We start from the raw sequence: 15,413 nt of genomic DNA on the forward strand, positions 1-15,413 counted from the left end.
CTGTCCTGAGCGCGCCGGACGTCCTCGCGGATGTCCGGCGGAGCTGACTGAGAGGCTGCGCGTAGCAATCGTGCCGCAACATTCGCCCATGTCGCGGCAACGAGAGACCATGGCGCGCCGACGATCGGCGCGCGATGGTCTGGCTCGGCTCTCGGGAGGCAGCTACGCGCTTAAGCGATCGACGAGCGATCGTCGGCTTCGAGGTCTTGCCACGAGCCACGCTCGTAGAGCCACCTGGCCGTATTCTTGATGCCGCCAAACGGAAAGACATGCAGCTGCGCGATTGCCGAATCCGGCTTTGCCCGCAGATGGTGCTCGATCGGGCCGACGAAGCTCTCCGGCGAGTGACTGGTGGCAAGGGCGGCAAGCGAGGCGCTGCGCTTTTTCAAGAAATTCAGCGAATTGCCGACGCCGCACAAGGCGGCGTATTTTAGCAAGGTCGTGATCTTGGCGGGACCGGCCACGCCAAGATGGATCGGCAGGTCCACCCCGGAAAGCGCCAGGCCGTCCGCCCAGGCGATGAACTTGTCCGCGTCGAAGCCAAATTGGGTGACGACACGCATCTTTGCCCCGGTCCGCTCGGCCCAGGCGCTCTTCATCTGGAGCGCTGCAATCGCCGCCTCGTCGCCAAAGTCGCGACTGCCTTCCGGATGGCCGGCTACACCGACCTCGGCGATGCCGTACTTGTCAACGAAACCAGTCTCGAGCACCTCGAAAGAGGAGGAAAATGAACCGGCTGGGGTAGCCACGTCGCCGCCGATGATGAGCAAGTCGCGGACACCCGCTTCCTCAGCCAAAGCCTTCACCCGCGTTTCCAGCGCTTGGCGCGTGGTCAGTCGGCGAGCGGCCATATGGGGAACCGCGGTGTAGCCAAGGTCCGCGACGCGACGCGCTGCCTTGACCAGGGTCGGCGTGTCCGCCAGGCCGATATCGGTGATGTAGACCCGGACCCCCGACGGGAAAAGGCCCGGTAGGTCAGGGGAGTCGATCACCTGGCTTGGCGCCATCTCGATCGAGGCGTCGATAGCGGAGGGGCGGATAGCAGCTTTTTCCATGCGCGTGGCTCCGTTGTTAGGCGAAGACGACGGTCTTGCGTCCATTGAGCAAGACCCGATCCTGAAGGTGGAAGGCGACCGCGCGGGCCAGCACGCGGCGTTCGATGTCCCGACCCTTGCGAACGAGGTCCTCGGGCGTGTCGGCATGGGTCACATGTTCGACGTCCTGGGCGATGATCGGACCCTCGTCCAAGTCTTCGGTGACGTAGTGCGCCGTTGCTCCGATCATCTTCACGCCGCGCTCATGCGCCTGGTGATAGGGCTTGGCGCCCTTGAAACCCGGCAGGAAAGAATGGTGGATGTTGATGCAGCGGGCGGAGAGATAGGCTGAGAAGTCGTCGGATAGGATCTGCATATAGCGGGCCAGCACGATAAGCTCGGCGCCGCTATCTTCGATCACGCGCTTGATCTTCGCCTCCTGGGTGGCCTTGGTCTCATGGCTGATCGGGAAGTGGTGGAAGGGAATGGCGTCGTCGGAGGCGAGGTTGAGACCTTCTCGCGGATGGTTGGAGACGATGGCGACAACCTGCATTGGCAACTCGCCCAGCCGTTGGCGGTAAAGCAGGTCTACCAGGCAGTGGTCCAATTTCGAGACAAGCAGCAGAACCTTGCGGGGCAGGTTCTGGGGCCGCAATGTCCATTGCAGGCCGAAGCGGTTGACCTCCTCGGAAAAACGCCCGGCGAGATCATCGAGGGGCGAAGGCAAATCGAACGCTACCCTCATGAAGAACCGATCCGTCTCGGGGTCGTCGAATTGCTGGGCCGCGGTGATGTTGGCGCCATGTGCGGCCAAACGGCTCGCGACGCCGGCGACGATGCCCGGCCGGTTCTTGCATTGGAGCGTAAGCAGATAGGACTTTTCCATACCCGGTCTCCGGGTTGACGGCCGAGCTGAAGGGCAAGGCGGTTTGTCGCGTCGCAAAGCGACACCGGCAGGAGGTCCCGCCAGTCTGTTGTCGTCGGGTGCGATTGCCGTGAGGGGAGGGCGGCCGTGATGCCGCCCTCGGTTCAGGCGTGCGGCTTAGGCGTTCTTGCGATAGCTGGTGCGTGCGTGCGCGTCGATCGGCGCCGGGTGGACGGTGGCGCGGATCTTGAACTGCACGTGGTCTTCAACCTGCACCTTGGAGGATGGCTTGGGCTCGCCCCAGACCACCACCAGTTCGGTGCCAGGCTCTGCCACTGCCGCATCCACGACCGCGATCGACATCATCGAACGGTAGTTGGCCGAGTATCCGGTATGAAGCGAACGCCCGGCCAAGCTTCCGTTTGGCGCCTCGACCCGGTCGTAGTGATAGGTCGCGTAGTGGGCGATCGGAAGGTTGATGAACTTCGCTCCGACACCTGGCTGGTACATCGAGGCCCACGCCTTGGCGACGTCGTCGCCGTTCCACTGCAGCGTCACCTTGCGGTTGGCCGTGGTCTGGCCGTCGGCGACCTGGGCCTCGAGCGCCTTGCGGCCGATGAAGTCGTGGTCGAATTTGACGATCTTTCCGTAGCCCACGTCGTAGGGCGAGAAATAATAGTCCTCGATGTTCTCGGAAAAGAAGCTTCCGCCTAGAGACACATTGGCATCGATCTCGTCCGCGGCAAGCCACTTGCGGAAGCCCGCCGTGCTCTTGCCCGAGTAGAACGCCGGCAACGGGCGCGGAAGCCATCCGGACTCGAGCGAGTTGGTCAGGTACGCCCGGCCGCCGACCTGAATCATGTTGTGCTTTTTGCCCGCCTCGAGCAGAGCGGCCCGAACGACCTCATGATCGGCCCAGGGCCCGACGAACTCGAAGCCTGGTTCGCCCGCCATGCCGTGGCGAAGCGCGCGGACCATCTTGCCGGCGATCGTGAAGCGGGTGCCGTGGAAGAACTTCACATCCGGCGGCTCGCCGCCGATGAGTTCCCGGATCACGTTGAACGCGCCAGGTCCCTGGATCTCGTAGCGGTAGCACAGCGGATTTCCCTTGCGGGCATAGGACGGATTGTCCCGCACAAGCTCGACGTCGTAACCGCCGGTCTCGGCATGATACTGAAGCCAGTTGATCGTCGGCGGAATGCCCACCGCCTGGAATTCGTCTTCCTCATAGCGGAACAGGATGTTGTCGCCGATGAGCTGGCCCTCGTCGTTGACCGCTACATACTGCTTCGCGGCGTTGACGGGAAAGTATTCAACGCTGTTGATCGCCGTGTCGCGGATGAGCTTCAGCGCATCCTTGCCGCGGATGTTCAGGTCGGCGAGATGGTGCGACTGGTCATAGAGCACGGCGTTGCTGCGCCAAGCGAGCTGTTCGTCGCGCCAGTTGGTGAATTCCGGCGTCACCGGCGTGCTGACGATCGGCGGGCTCTGCGATTCCCAGAGCATGGTTTGGGCGCTTCCAGCGTCAGCGATCTTCTGTTCGAGATTAGCAGCCATTTTCAATCCTCCTGTGCAGCTCCTTTCCGGCTAAGCCCTTGCAGGACATCTAACAACCCAATAGGTTCGATACAGGTGATCGAAATTTTGCATAGAAAGTAGGCGCCATGCTGTCGGAGGAACTTGCCCAGATCGACCTGAGTGCTTTGCAGGCATTGGTCATGGTCAACGACTGCCGGTCCTTTTCAGAGGCGTCGGAGCGCCTCGGCGTCAACCAGTCGACGATCAGCTATTCGATCAAGCGGCTTCGAAAGGCCTTCAACGACCCGATATTCGTTCGGCAGGGCAACTCGATCCTGTCGACCGACAAATGCCGTCAACTCGCCCAGGAAGCACGCGATGTCCTCGAGCGCATGCAGGCGTTGTCCTCTCTGCAAGGTTTTGATCCCGCTACGTCCACAGGCAGCGTGACGATCTCCTGTAACCATCACGAGCGTATGTTCCTGATGCCGGCCTTTGTGCGCCAGGTCCAGCAGCAGGCGCCCCAGATCGCGGTCAACATTTTTGAATCCGCGGTGCACGGCAAGCAGCAGCTCAAGGAAAACATCTGCGATATCGTGCTTGGCCCGGTGGCGATTTTCGGCGATATCTACTACCGGCGCAAACTCTTCACCGACCGCTACGCTTGCATCATGGATTCCAGCCATCCGCTTGCGGCCGGCGAACTGACGATGGATCGCTACCGGCAGACGCGGCATATCGCCGTGACCCACAATGGCCAGTGGGAAGCGTTGTACTTCGCGGCGCTTCGGGCAATCGACGTCAGGATTACGCCGAGCGTGATCGTGCCGAGCCACGACAATCTTGAAGCATTGATCCGGGGCACGGAACTGGTCGCGACCATTCCCTATCGCCTGGCCCGCCGGCTTTCGGACAAGTTGACGTTGAAGCCATTTCCTCTCGAGGTGCTGATCCAGATCGACATGTATTGGACCGAGCGTTCTCACTATTCGGGCCTGCATGCGTGGACGCGCCAGATCCTCGCCGACGTGGCGGCAACGATCTGAGCGGTCCGAAGCCCAGCCGAGGCTGGTGTGGTCTCTCTGGGATGGTAACCGCCGCGTCAGACAGTGGCGCCGAGCATGATCACGGAGATCGTCGCTGGCTGGTCGCCTGGATTGCGCCATGCGTGACGAGTGCCCTGCTGGACCACGGTGTCACCGGCATTTAGCTCGACAGTCCTGCCGTCATCGAGTTCCAGGATCAGTCTGCCCTTGACCACCGTGACGTAGTCGACGGTCGGGGTCTGGTGCATGCCAGGGCTGTCCGGCTCCATCCGCTCGGCAATGCCAGGTGATGCCTCGATGAGTTCGGGACCAGCTACCGCGGGGTTCCATTCCGATGACATGTAGACGCTGTCGGGAGGGAAAGTAATGATCCAGAACGATGATCCGCCTGCCGGCATGACCATGGTGCCGGTCGTCTCCATGGGGTCCTTGTTGTCGATGCTCCCCAGCTCTGGCGCCCCCTCGATTTTCCACTGTGGCGACGATACGAAACCTGGCGTGTGGCGCAGGACCATTTCCCCAGGGGAGGGACCGTCACTGACGACCACTGACTTACCGGCGTTGTCCCTGCCAGTGACGACGCGCCGAACCTTCATATGAAACCTCCCAGGTGGATGTTCAAAGTCACAGTGCCGAGATGAGGCAAGCGAGCGCCCAAAAAAGCGGGAACTCCGGTCCCATCTGCTGCCAGCGCCATTTGGCGCCGTTGATCTTCACCACTGCGTAGGCTGCTCCGAGCAGCACGACGATCGCGCAACCGGTTGCTGCTTTCGAATAGACGTTGAAAACCATGCCGAGCGCGGCAAGCACCTCGAGGACGATTGTCAAGACAAGGAATGGCTTGCCAGGATTCAGACCGGCCTTCTCAAACGTCACCGGCGCCTTATCGAAGTTCCTGACCTTCCCGATCAGATGCGGCAGGAACCAGACTCCACATAGGATCCTCAGGCAGTCCTGAGGCTGCAACTCGAACGGCATTGTACGTCTCCTCCCCAGCAGCGTGACGGCTGCAGTCGTTGTGAGCGGGCCCCGTTTTGGCCGCCAGCCACCCTGCGAAATCGAGCGTAGGCCCGAGGGCAGCAGCGATGGTTGGTACCGGCACCGCAAATCGGGTCTTGCGTCACCCAATCCAGATACTGTACGGTATCCACAGTCCAATCGGAATGTCAACTCGATCCGGTTGGCGGAATTTGAGGAGGAACATCGTGACAGTGATGATGCGCGCCGCACGGCTGCATGCGGTAAACGAACCAATGCGGATCGAGGAGATCGCCAAGCCTCGAGCGTCCGGAACAGATGTCGTGGTCGAGGTCAAAGCCTGCGGTATGGTCCCGAACCTCGCCAACGTGCTGAACAACTGGGAGAACTGGTATCCTCACCAGCCGCTGCCTCCCAAGCCCGCGACGTTGGGCCTTGACCCCGCCGGCATCGTGCACGAAGTGGGCGAGCAGGTCGTTGCCTTGAAGCCCGGAGACCGTGTCTACGTCAATCCGTTGCGTTCGTGCGGTGCCTGCCACGCCTGCGCCAGCGGCAACCAGATGAAGTGCGACTACTTCACCTTCGCCGGATATTTCGGGTTCAATCGCAACAGCCTGGAAATCTACAAGCGCTATCCCGGCGGCGGCTTCGCTCAATTCATGCGCGCGCCCCAGAGCGCCATCGTCAAGATACCCGACAATATGACGTTTCCGCAGGCTGCCCGCATGGGCTATCTCGGCACGTCCTATTCGGCGCTCAGAAAGCTGGGCAACCTTGCGGGCAAGTCGCTGATCATCAACGGCGCGACCGGAACGCTGGGTGTCGGCGCCACCATGTTCGCGCTCGCCATGGGGATTTCCACCATCTATGCGGTCGCGCGCGGCAAGCCATTGCTGGAAAAGCTGAAGCGCCTCGCACCGAACCGGATCGAGATTTTTTCCAGCCTGGACGGCAAGGTCGCGGACTGGGTGCGCTCCAAGCACCACTCCGGCGCGGATTCCATGCTCGACAGCCTTGGCGCGGTGGCCGACGTCAACGCCATGAGGGACGCGATGATGGGCGTCAAACGTGGCGGCACCATCGTGAACATCGGCGGTACGGGCGCCGACATGCTGTTCAACACCAAATGGTGGATGGACAATTCGATGGTGCTCACCGGTTCGGCCTGGCTCAGCACCGCGGAGGGCATCGAGATAGCGGAGCTGGTCCGGTCTGGCGCGGTCGACCTGTCCGTGCTGGAAGCCCGCACCTATCCGCTGGACCAGATCAATGAGGCGATCAACGGCGTAGCCTCGGGCGACGGTGGCTTCACCAACTATGTGCTGGAGCCCTGAGCTGCGGTTGGAGAATGCCATGATAATCGACTGCCACGGTCACTACACCACCGAGCCCCCGGCGCATCATGCCTATCGCAAGGCCCAGGTGGCGTTTGCCGAGGGCCAGCGGGACGCAGGTCCGGTCTATCCCGGCATAAGCGACGAGACGCTTCGCGCGACCGTCGAAGACAACCAGCTTCGTCTTCAGCGGGAGCGCGGCTCGGACCTTACAATTTTGTCGCCCCGGGCCTCGGGCATGGGTCATCATGTCGGCAGCGCTGCGCTGAATGCCGAATGGTCCCGTGTCTCCAATGATCTCATTGCGCGCATCGTGGACCTGTTCCCGCTGAACTTTGCCGGCGTCTGCCAGCTGCCGCAGTCGATGAGCGGTGACCTGGCTCCTGTGCTGGCTGAACTCGAGCGCTGCGTGGACGAACTCGGCTTCGTCGGCTGCAATCTCAACCCCGATCCGTCCGGCGGCTTCTGGTCGGCGCCGCCAATCTATGACCGCTACTGGTATCCGCTCTTCGAGAAGATGGTCGAGCTCCAGGTGCCGGCCATGATCCATGTCTCGGGCGCGTGCGCGGCCTGCCTGCACACCACCGGTGCGCACTACATCAATGCCGACACCACGGTGTTCATGCAGCTGATCCAGGGCGACCTGTTTCGCGATTTCCCAGACCTCAAGCTAATCATTCCCCACGGCGGCGGCGCCGCTCCCTATCACTGGGGCCGCTATCGCGGGCTGGCAATCATGATGGAAAAGCCGGATCTCGCCACGCACCTGATGCGCAACGTCTATTTCGACACCTGCGTCTACCACCAGGCGGGGATCGACACGCTGTTTCGCGTGATCGGTCCGGACAACATCCTCTTCGGCTCGGAACTGCTGGGCGCGGTCAAGGCGGTTGACCCGCTGACCGGCTTCAACTTCGACGACACGCGCCGTTACATCGATGCTTTGGGCCTCGACGAAGCCGACCGCGCGGCGGTGTTCGAGGGCAATGCGCGCAAAGTCTACCCGCGGCTGGACGAGAGGCTCAAGCGACAGGGTCGCTAGCGAGGTCCGGCCGGCACGAATCTCTGGAGATATCAATGGCAAAAGTCGTCACAAACACCGAACGTACGCCGATCGAAGTGTGCGACGCACTGGGCGCGCTGGGGGTGGCAACCGTTCACGAGGCCCAGGGACGCAAGGGGCTGCTGGCCTCGCGGCTGCGTCCCATCTATGACGGCGCCAGGATCGGCGGCAATGCGCTTACCTGCGAGGTGGCGCCGGGCGACAACTGGACCATTCATGTTGCATTGGAGCAGGCGCGGCCGGGCGATGTGCTCGTCGTGACTCCGATCTCTCCATGCGAAGACGGATTTTTCGGCGACCTTCTGGCTGAATCGGCGGTGGCGCTCGGCATCCGAGGCCTCGTGATCGATGCCGGCGTGCGCGATGTGGCTGCTTTGCGAGCGATGAAGTTCCCGGTCTGGTCGAAGGCGATCTTCGCTCAGGGAACGGTAAAGGAGACGCTGTGCGATTGCCAGGTTCCGATCATCTGCGCCGGTGCCCGCATCTGCCCTGGCGACGTGATCGTCGCCGATGATGATGGCGTCTGCGTGGTGCCCCGTGCCAATGCCGAGTTGGTTGCGAGAACGGCACGAGAGCGGGAGGCGGCCGAGGAAGACAAACGTCGCCTCTACGCTGCAGGCAAGCTCAGCCTGGACGTCAACTCAATGCGCGAACGGCTGCGCTTGAAGGGACTTGTCTACGAATAGGCACCCGACGTCCACGAAGGAGAATCGGTCGGCCTTCCAACGTGGCGTGGCATGGTTCGCGTCAGGACGCTGCAGTCCGCTTGCGCACGGCCTTTCCGTTCTTATGCCTAAAAAGATGAGCCTCGTGCATCGACGTCAGCGCGACCCGCACCATTTCGCCGGGCGCCCTGTCGTCCATAAAACTCGACATGCCGCCATAGACGAGTTCGAGGACGATACCGCCGACATAGAGTGGCCGGGGTTCCGCATTCCCATACGGAAACAGCTTCTCCGACAACAGCCTGCCCAGCCCTTCCCACTGATCCCTGAACAGGCGCAGGTGCCGATCCTCCAGCGTGTTGTCTCGGCGCGCGATGCGCAGCAGGTCGATGGCCAGCGTTCCCCAGCGCTTGTCCTTGGCGCGTTGGTTGGCCCATTCGCAAATGGATTCGATGACATCCTTCGGCTCGTCAACGCTGCGAAGCCTTTCGGTCAGTTCGACCACATCTCCGCCGGCGTTGCGCTCCAGCAGTTGCAGGAAGATGTCTTCCTTGTTCGTGAAATTGGAGTAGAAGGCCCCCTTCGAGAAGCCGGCCTCCTCTGCGATCCGCTCGATCGATGCGCCGGAATAGCCGTCTCGGGCCACCATCTCGCTGGCCGAAGCCAAAAGCTTTTCGCGCGTCAAGGCTTGGCTTTGTTCACGGGTCAGTCGCGCCATCTTTGATCATCCAATGAACGTATCGGGATACCCAGCGTATCTGAGCAAGCAACTTAGGGTCGTCGACCTCCAAGGGCAAGCGAAGGTGAGGGGTCAGTTGCGGGATTGCTTTGGTGCACGGCAGGATGGGTTCAGCCGACAGTGGTGCAAGCCGCGTCGAGGTAAGAAGCATCGAAGGCGTGCAGCGCTTGGCTCCGAAGGGCCTCATCGAGCAAATGCGCGCGGATCATCAGGTCAATCGTCGTGCGCAACGCGTTTGCCGGCACGGCCAGCTTGTCCGGCCACATGCCCATGTCACGCATGTATCCTAGACCACGATCGGCCAGGGTGGAGCTTTCCGGCGTGGTGATGCGTTGGAAGATCGGCAATGTTACGTCCTGCCGTGCCGGTTCATTGGTGATCGCATGGGCCTCAATCAGGGCGTTGATGAAGCGTATGACCACATCTCGATTGGCTTGCAGCCACGATGATCGGCCGATGACCGCGGTGAAGAGGATCTCGGGTATGAACTCATTGACCTCGCCGATCAGCTTGTAGCCTTGGTCCTCGGCCAGGAAGTTCCACGGCGCGGGCTGGGGAGCACAGTCGACCTGCCCGGCCTGCAGCGCCTCCCACCGTTTGGTATGAATACCCGCAAGCACGAATTCGTAGTCGGCGGGGTAGTGCAGTCCTTGGGAAGCCAGCACAATCTGCGTGTAAATCGCAGTACCCTCGGTGAGCGAGGACGTGCCGATCCTCTTTCCTCGAAGGTCCGCCAGGGTGGCGATTTCTGGCCGCGCCACGAGAGACATCGGCAGCCGCACTGCATTGGCCGCAACAATGCGCAGTTCTCCACCGTTCACGAAGTCCGCGACTGCTCCTTCTGGCGGCGTAATCGCAAGGTCGGCCTCACCCTCAAGGACAGCTCCCGTTGCCTTGTCGACGCTGCCGAAGCGCTTGTATTCGATGGCAATGCCGTGCTTGCCGAATAATCCCAACTCGTCTGCAAGGAAGACCGGAAGCCAATTGAACCCCTGCGCTCCGCCCGCGAGGCGAAGCTGGGCAGCCGTGGAAGGATCAGCTGTCGTGTTTTCGGCCATTGGCTCCTCCCGCCGGTATTCAGCACTGGGCGTTTAAATACTATAGGTATTGGAATTCCAATCGGTATGTCAATCGGCCACGCTTTTTTCCTCGCAGCCCGGCTGACTGAGCTACCGTGAACAATTGCTCCGCGTGCTCTCGATCGCGAAAAGCGGCCAACAGGGGCTACGGCCCTTGGCACCATACCGCACATGCTATCGTGAATTCGAAGCGGTCCTAAACGGCGCCGCTTCTCTTAAGTCCAGTTCCGGACGCCAGATTCTTGCTGCCGGTCCACGCATCCAAGGCCCTAGCCGAGTGCCCTAGACGAAGACCTGATCGATTTAGCTAAATCATTGAATAAAAGATAAAAAATGGTTGGCTGGGGCGCCAGGATTCGAACCTGGGAATGTCGGTACCAAAAACCGATGCCTTACCACTTGGCGACGCCCCAGCAGCCGGGCGGTGCCCGCTGCGCGCGGCCTTATAGGACGAGCCGGTCGAAAGCTCAATGCTTGGACCGCTGACATCCAAAGTAATCTTGCCGCATGTCTGCGCCGGCGGATTGCCGCCGCGTTCGGGCGTAATCTGGAGGGGAGATCGATCCGGCGACCGGAATTGCGGGCTATTCGCCCCACACGGCCAACTCGTTGCCGGCCGGGTCGGTGAAGTGGAACCGCCTGCCGCCTGGGAAGGAAAAGATCGGCTTGATGATGCTGCCTCCGGCATTCTCAACGGCCTCCAGCGTCTCCTCCAGGTTTTCGGAATAGAGCACGGGCAGCGGTCTGGCGGGCGCTTCGCCCGCATCGGCCTGGAAGCCGCCGTCGAGCCCCTCGGCAAAAGCGGAGTAAGTTGGCCCGTAATCGGTGAAAGACCAGGAAAACGCCGCGCTGTAGAAGGATTTGACGCTGTCCAGCGTGCCGCCGGTGGCCGGAAGTTCCAGATAGTCGAGTTTTCCCTCGAGTTTCATCGCGCTACTCCACTTTGTTCTTGTTGTGTTCTATCTCGCGCAACTCACACCGGCAAGTCTTTTTGACGCAGCTTTTGCTTAATCGATTGTAGTCGCGGCGCTTGCTTTGCCGGCGCTTGCCTTTCGCAATGCAGCATCTTATCGCTCGGATCGGAAGGGCGGGGACCGGGGCCTTGGCCCGGGTGTTGTCTATCTTCCAAGGGACCTGGAGGGCATGCATGACCAAGTGGGTTTACACCTTCGGCGACGGTGCCGCTGAAGGCCGAGCCGGTGATCGCAACCTGCTCGGCGGCAAGGGCGCCAACCTTGCCGAGATGTGCAGCCTCGGCCTGCCGGTGCCGCCGGGCTTCACCATCACCACTGAAGTCTGCAATGCCTATTACGCCAACGGCCGCACCTATCCGACATCGCTTGAAGCGGATGTCCTGGCGGCGCTCAACCATATCGGCAGGCTCACCGGCCGCAATTTCGGCGATCCGTCGAAGCTGCTTCTGGTCTCGGTGCGCTCCGGCGCCCGCGCTTCGATGCCAGGCATGATGGATACCGTGCTCAATCTCGGCCTCAACGACGAGACGGTCGAGGCGCTTGCCGCCGATTCCGGCGATGCCCGCTTTGCCTATGACAGTTACCGCCGCTTCATCCAGATGTATTCCGACGTCGTCATGGGCCTCGATCACGAGGTTTTCGAGGAAATTCTCGAGGACCAGAAGGCGAGCCTCGGCCATGAGCTCGACACCGAACTGACGGCCATCGAATGGCAGGGTGTGATCGCGCTCTACAAGGCCAGGGTCGAGGAGGAGCTCGGCAAGCCGTTCCCGCAGGACCCGCGCGAGCAGCTCTGGGGCGCCATCGGCGCCGTGTTTTCGAGCTGGATGAACAACCGCGCCATCACCTACCGTCGCCTGCACGACATCCCGGAAAGCTGGGGCACGGCGGTCAACGTCCAGGCCATGGTGTTCGGCAATATGGGCGACACCTCCGCCACCGGCGTTGCCTTCACCCGCAATCCCTCGACCGGCGAAAAGCAGCTCTATGGCGAATTCCTGGTCAATGCGCAGGGCGAGGACGTGGTGGCCGGCATCCGCACGCCGCAGAACATAACCGAGGCCGCGCGCATCGCTGCGGGCTCCGACAAACCCTCGCTGCAGAAACTGATGCCGGAAGCTTTCCAGGCCTTCGTCGATATTTCCGACCGGCTGGAGAAGCATTACCGCGACATGCAGGACCTCGAATTCACCATCGAGCGCGGCAAATTGTGGATGCTGCAGACCCGCTCCGGCAAGCGCACCGCCAAGGCGGCGCTCAGGATTGCCGTCGAGATGGCCAAAGACGGGCTGATCACGAAAGAGGAGGCGGTCGCCCGCATCGATCCGGCCTCGCTCGACCAGCTCCTGCATCCGACCATCGATCCCAAGGCGGCGCGCGACGTCATCGGCGTCGGCCTGCCGGCCTCGCCGGGTGCGGCCACCGGCGAGATCGTCTTCTCCTCCGGTGAGGCCGAGGATGCCAAGGCGCAAGGCCGCAAGGTCATTCTCGTGCGCGTCGAGACCAGCCCGGAGGACATCCACGGCATGCATGCCGCCGAAGGCATCCTCACCACGCGCGGCGGCATGACCAGTCATGCCGCCGTGGTGGCGCGCGGCATGGGCAAGCCCTGCGTCTCGGGTGCCGGCTCGCTGCGTGTCGACTACAAGGCCGGCACGCTGATCTCGATGGGCCAGACCTTCCGCAAGGGTGATATCATCACCATCGACGGCGGCAACGGCCAGGTGCTGAAGGGCGCCGTCGCCATGCTGCAGCCGGAGCTGTCCGGCGACTTCGCCGCCATCATGGAATGGGCCGATGCCGCGCGCCGCATGAAGGTGCGCACAAATGCCGAGACGCCGCTCGACGCGCGCATGGCGCGCTCCTTCGGCGCCGAAGGCATTGGCCTTTGCCGCACCGAGCACATGTTCTTCGAAGGCGACCGCATCGTCGCCATGCGCGAGATGATCCTGGCCGACACCGAGAAGGACAGGCGCTCGGCGCTCGACAAGCTTCTGCCGATGCAGCGTTCGGATTTCCTAGAGCTGTTCGAGATCATGGCGGGCTTGCCGGTGACGATCCGGCTGCTTGACCCGCCCTTGCACGAATTCCTGCCCAAGACCGACGCCGAGCTCGCCGAGGTCGCGACCGCCATGAATGTGCCGGCGGACAAGCTCAGGCAGCGTACCGAGGCCCTGCATGAGTTCAATCCGATGCTCGGGCATCGCGGCTGCCGTCTGGCGGTCTCCTATCCCGAGATCGCCGAGATGCAGGCACGCGCCATTTTCGAGGCGGCGGTTCAGGCCGGCCACAAGGCCGGCGCGCTGGTGGTGCCCGAAATCATGGTGCCGCTGGTCGGCCTCGTGAAGGAGCTGCAATACGTCAAGGCGCGCATCGATGCCGTCGCGCAAAGCGTCATGGAGGAGACCGGCACCAAGATCGACTATCTTACCGGCACCATGATCGAGCTGCCGCGCGCAGCCATCCGCGCCCATGTCATTGCCGAAGCGGCCGAGTTCTTCTCCTTCGGCACCAACGATCTGACCCAGACGACTTTCGGCATCTCGCGCGACGATGCGGCCTCCTTCCTTGAAACCTACCGGCAGAAAGGTATCATCGAACAGGATCCGTTCGTTTCGCTGGACATCGACGGTGTCGGCGAACTGGTGCGGATTGCGGCGGAAAAGGGCAAGGAAACACGACCCGACATCAAGCTCGGCATTTGCGGCGAGCATGGCGGCGACCCGGCCTCGATCCGCTTCTGCGAAGAGGTCGGCCTCGACTATGTGTCATGCTCGCCTTACCGTGTACCGATTGCCCGGCTGGCTGCGGCCCAGGCGGCCGTGGAGGCCGCGAAGGGAAGAGCCAAGCGCGCCTGAACGGCGCGCTCCATCTTACGATTTCGTATGGAAACTCACGCGAACGTGCGCGCGCTGGTTCTCAATCTCGACATCGTTCCTGGGCAGTTTCTGGTTCCGAATTACTCGGGGCGTGAAACAGATGTTGCAGATTTCCCCCACCTCTTTCCGATCGATCCTGATCATGCAGACCAAGTTCATAGGCGACATCGTGCTTGCCTCTGCCTTGGCGAAGAACCTTCAGCTCGAATATCCAGGTGTGAAGGTCGTGTTCCTGTGCGATGCCAGGTTTGCTGGATTTCTAACAGCGCATGGCATCGCAGCGGAGGTCGTTTCGTTCAGCCGTGCCGGCATGCGCGGCACGCCGCTCCAGCGCGGGCGCGAGCTTGTCCGGGTTGTGCGAACTTTGCGGCGGCACCGCTTCGACATGGTCATCGACATCACCGATTCCAAGACTTCGCGGCTGGTGTCCGGATTGGTCCGTGCCCCGATTCGTGTCGGCCACTATCCGACGGAGCGACCTCTGCGCTGGCTTGAGCGCCAGCCTGCCAATGTCAGGATGAAGCCGTACGGATTCGGCGAAAAACATTATCTCTTCCGCTATTTGTCGCCGCTCGAGGTGCTCGGCGTCGACCTGCGCGTCAGGGCACCGGCTATCCGTCCGCTGCCCTTCGAAACGACGCAAGCGCTCGCCTTGCTGAGCAAGCATCATTTGCGGCCAAATGCCTTCGTGGCGGTGCATGCGGGGGCGAGCTTCATCGGGCGTCGCTGGCAGCCGGAGCGCTTTGCGGCCGCGATCGAACGGATATCGTCCGAAACTGGCCTGGACGCTGTGCTGATCGGCGGCCCTGATGAGCACGAGGCGGCGGACAAGATCATGGCGGCAGCGAAAACGCCGGTCGTCAATCTGGTCGGCACGCTCTCGCTCGAAACGTTGCTGGCGCTGCTCAAGGAGGCCAGGTTATTCCTCGGCAATGAGAGCGGCCCGATGCATATGGCGGCCGCAGCCGGCACTCCGGTCGTCGGTCTGTTCGGCCGGACCAATCCGGTTCGATGGGGCCCGGTCGGCGTCCCCAGCATCTCGTTGCGCCCCTCCATGCCCTGCGATTGCGTCGGCGGCGACCTGTGCCGTCGGACCGATTCGAGCAAGGCATGCTGTGTCTGGCGCCTTGAAGTGGATTCCGTGGTCGAGGCGGTGCGCGAACTTTTGGCGCGTACCGACGTGGCGCTTGAGCAGGCGGTCTAGCTCAAGTCTGCTAAAGGCGTGTTGAGCTTTTGCAG

At 62.1% G+C, this 15,413-nt stretch carries 14 protein-coding genes and 1 tRNA gene; 6 read left to right on the forward strand and 9 right to left on the reverse strand.

Annotated features, from left to right (window positions below):
• Positions 1–170 precede the first annotated feature (170 nt).
• The 3 genes from CK218_RS05740 to CK218_RS05750 all read right to left on the reverse strand — a co-directional run bounded on the left by CK218_RS05740 (position 171) and on the right by CK218_RS05750 (position 3,456).
• The gene (locus CK218_RS05740) at positions 171–1,055 is read right to left on the reverse strand and encodes a methylenetetrahydrofolate reductase (RefSeq protein WP_095827121.1); all 885 of its coding nucleotides are present in this window, start codon (positions 1,053–1,055) and stop codon (positions 171–173) included.
• 16 nt (positions 1,056–1,071) lie between these two features.
• Complete coding sequence (gene purU, locus CK218_RS05745; RefSeq protein ID WP_095827122.1) at positions 1,072–1,920, reverse strand: formyltetrahydrofolate deformylase; 849 nt, start codon at positions 1,918–1,920, stop codon at positions 1,072–1,074.
• 156 nt (positions 1,921–2,076) lie between these two features.
• Positions 2,077–3,456, reverse strand: a complete 1,380-nt coding sequence (locus CK218_RS05750) for an aminomethyltransferase family protein (protein ID WP_095777958.1) — start codon at positions 3,454–3,456, stop codon at positions 2,077–2,079.
• A gap of 107 nt (positions 3,457–3,563) precedes the next feature.
• Here CK218_RS05750 and CK218_RS05755 point away from each other — a divergent pair, with 107 nt between their 5' ends.
• On the forward strand, positions 3,564–4,463 hold the full coding sequence (locus CK218_RS05755; protein WP_095827123.1) for a LysR family transcriptional regulator: 900 nt from the start codon (positions 3,564–3,566) through the stop codon (positions 4,461–4,463).
• 56 nt (positions 4,464–4,519) lie between these two features.
• On the opposite strand, the gene CK218_RS05760 is transcribed toward CK218_RS05755, so the two are convergent.
• Both CK218_RS05760 and CK218_RS05765 read right to left on the reverse strand, forming a co-directional pair.
• Positions 4,520–5,059: a cupin domain-containing protein gene (locus tag CK218_RS05760; protein WP_095827124.1), complete on the reverse strand. Its 540-nt coding sequence runs from the start codon at positions 5,057–5,059 to the stop codon at positions 4,520–4,522.
• 28 nt (positions 5,060–5,087) lie between these two features.
• Positions 5,088–5,441, reverse strand: coding sequence for a DoxX family membrane protein (locus CK218_RS05765; RefSeq protein WP_095777955.1), 354 nt, complete (start codon positions 5,439–5,441; stop codon positions 5,088–5,090).
• Between the two features lie 236 nt (positions 5,442–5,677).
• Here CK218_RS05765 and CK218_RS05770 point away from each other — a divergent pair, with 236 nt between their 5' ends.
• The 3 genes from CK218_RS05770 to CK218_RS05780 are packed head-to-tail and all read left to right on the forward strand — an operon-like array spanning position 5,678 to position 8,524.
• Positions 5,678–6,775: an alcohol dehydrogenase catalytic domain-containing protein gene (locus CK218_RS05770; RefSeq protein WP_245434934.1), complete on the forward strand. Its 1,098-nt coding sequence runs from the start codon at positions 5,678–5,680 to the stop codon at positions 6,773–6,775.
• Positions 6,776–6,794: 19 nt separating this feature from the next.
• Positions 6,795–7,817: an amidohydrolase family protein gene (locus tag CK218_RS05775; protein WP_095827126.1), complete on the forward strand. Its 1,023-nt coding sequence runs from the start codon at positions 6,795–6,797 to the stop codon at positions 7,815–7,817.
• Positions 7,818–7,852: 35 nt separating this feature from the next.
• A complete protein-coding gene (locus tag CK218_RS05780) occupies positions 7,853–8,524 on the forward strand; it encodes a 4-carboxy-4-hydroxy-2-oxoadipate aldolase/oxaloacetate decarboxylase (protein ID WP_095827127.1) in 672 nt (223 codons plus the stop codon).
• Positions 8,525–8,585: 61 nt separating this feature from the next.
• Here CK218_RS05780 and CK218_RS05785 read toward each other — a convergent pair whose 3' ends face one another.
• The 4 genes from CK218_RS05785 to CK218_RS05800 all read right to left on the reverse strand — a co-directional run bounded on the left by CK218_RS05785 (position 8,586) and on the right by CK218_RS05800 (position 11,250).
• Positions 8,586–9,221, reverse strand: a complete 636-nt coding sequence (locus tag CK218_RS05785) for a TetR/AcrR family transcriptional regulator (protein WP_095827128.1) — start codon at positions 9,219–9,221, stop codon at positions 8,586–8,588.
• Between the two features lie 131 nt (positions 9,222–9,352).
• Entirely contained in the window at positions 9,353–10,300 is a 948-nt protein-coding gene (locus CK218_RS05790; RefSeq protein ID WP_095827129.1) for an ABC transporter substrate-binding protein, read from the reverse strand.
• A gap of 359 nt (positions 10,301–10,659) precedes the next feature.
• A tRNA-Gln gene (locus tag CK218_RS05795) sits at positions 10,660–10,734 on the reverse strand.
• Between the two features lie 171 nt (positions 10,735–10,905).
• Positions 10,906–11,250, reverse strand: a complete 345-nt coding sequence (locus tag CK218_RS05800; RefSeq protein WP_066997872.1) for a VOC family protein — start codon at positions 11,248–11,250, stop codon at positions 10,906–10,908.
• Positions 11,251–11,468: 218 nt separating this feature from the next.
• Here CK218_RS05800 and ppdK point away from each other — a divergent pair, with 218 nt between their 5' ends.
• Together ppdK and CK218_RS05810 are read left to right on the forward strand one after the other, a co-directional pair.
• Positions 11,469–14,153, forward strand: a complete 2,685-nt coding sequence (ppdK, locus tag CK218_RS05805) for a pyruvate, phosphate dikinase (protein WP_095827130.1) — start codon at positions 11,469–11,471, stop codon at positions 14,151–14,153.
• A 121-nt stretch (positions 14,154–14,274) separates the two neighbouring features.
• A complete protein-coding gene (locus CK218_RS05810) occupies positions 14,275–15,378 on the forward strand; it encodes a glycosyltransferase family 9 protein (protein ID WP_066997866.1) in 1,104 nt (367 codons plus the stop codon).
• Positions 15,379–15,413: the final 35 nt, after the last annotated feature.

The sequence above is a fragment of the Mesorhizobium sp. WSM3879 genome (assembly GCF_002294915.1).
Taxonomy (GTDB): Bacteria; Pseudomonadota; Alphaproteobacteria; order Rhizobiales; family Rhizobiaceae; genus Mesorhizobium.

Coding starts and splice junctions, on each gene's coding strand:
- purU (WP_095827122.1), bottom strand. CDS start 1,920: ATGGAAAAGTCCTATCTGCTTACGCTCCAATGCAAGAACCGGCCGGGC.
- ppdK (WP_095827130.1), top strand. CDS start 11,469: ATGACCAAGTGGGTTTACACCTTCGGCGACGGTGCCGCTGAAGGCCGA.
- CK218_RS05750 (WP_095777958.1), bottom strand. CDS start 3,456: ATGGCTGCTAATCTCGAACAGAAGATCGCTGACGCTGGAAGCGCCCAA.
- CK218_RS05780 (WP_095827127.1), top strand. CDS start 7,853: ATGGCAAAAGTCGTCACAAACACCGAACGTACGCCGATCGAAGTGTGC.
- CK218_RS05800 (WP_066997872.1), bottom strand. CDS start 11,250: ATGAAACTCGAGGGAAAACTCGACTATCTGGAACTTCCGGCCACCGGC.
- CK218_RS05760 (WP_095827124.1), bottom strand. CDS start 5,059: ATGAAGGTTCGGCGCGTCGTCACTGGCAGGGACAACGCCGGTAAGTCA.
- CK218_RS05765 (WP_095777955.1), bottom strand. CDS start 5,441: ATGCCGTTCGAGTTGCAGCCTCAGGACTGCCTGAGGATCCTATGTGGA.
- CK218_RS05790 (WP_095827129.1), bottom strand. CDS start 10,300: ATGGCCGAAAACACGACAGCTGATCCTTCCACGGCTGCCCAGCTTCGC.
- CK218_RS05775 (WP_095827126.1), top strand. CDS start 6,795: ATGATAATCGACTGCCACGGTCACTACACCACCGAGCCCCCGGCGCAT.
- CK218_RS05755 (WP_095827123.1), top strand. CDS start 3,564: ATGCTGTCGGAGGAACTTGCCCAGATCGACCTGAGTGCTTTGCAGGCA.
- CK218_RS05740 (WP_095827121.1), bottom strand. CDS start 1,055: ATGGAAAAAGCTGCTATCCGCCCCTCCGCTATCGACGCCTCGATCGAG.
- CK218_RS05770 (WP_245434934.1), top strand. CDS start 5,678: ATGATGCGCGCCGCACGGCTGCATGCGGTAAACGAACCAATGCGGATC.
- CK218_RS05785 (WP_095827128.1), bottom strand. CDS start 9,221: ATGGCGCGACTGACCCGTGAACAAAGCCAAGCCTTGACGCGCGAAAAG.
- CK218_RS05810 (WP_066997866.1), top strand. CDS start 14,275: ATGTTGCAGATTTCCCCCACCTCTTTCCGATCGATCCTGATCATGCAG.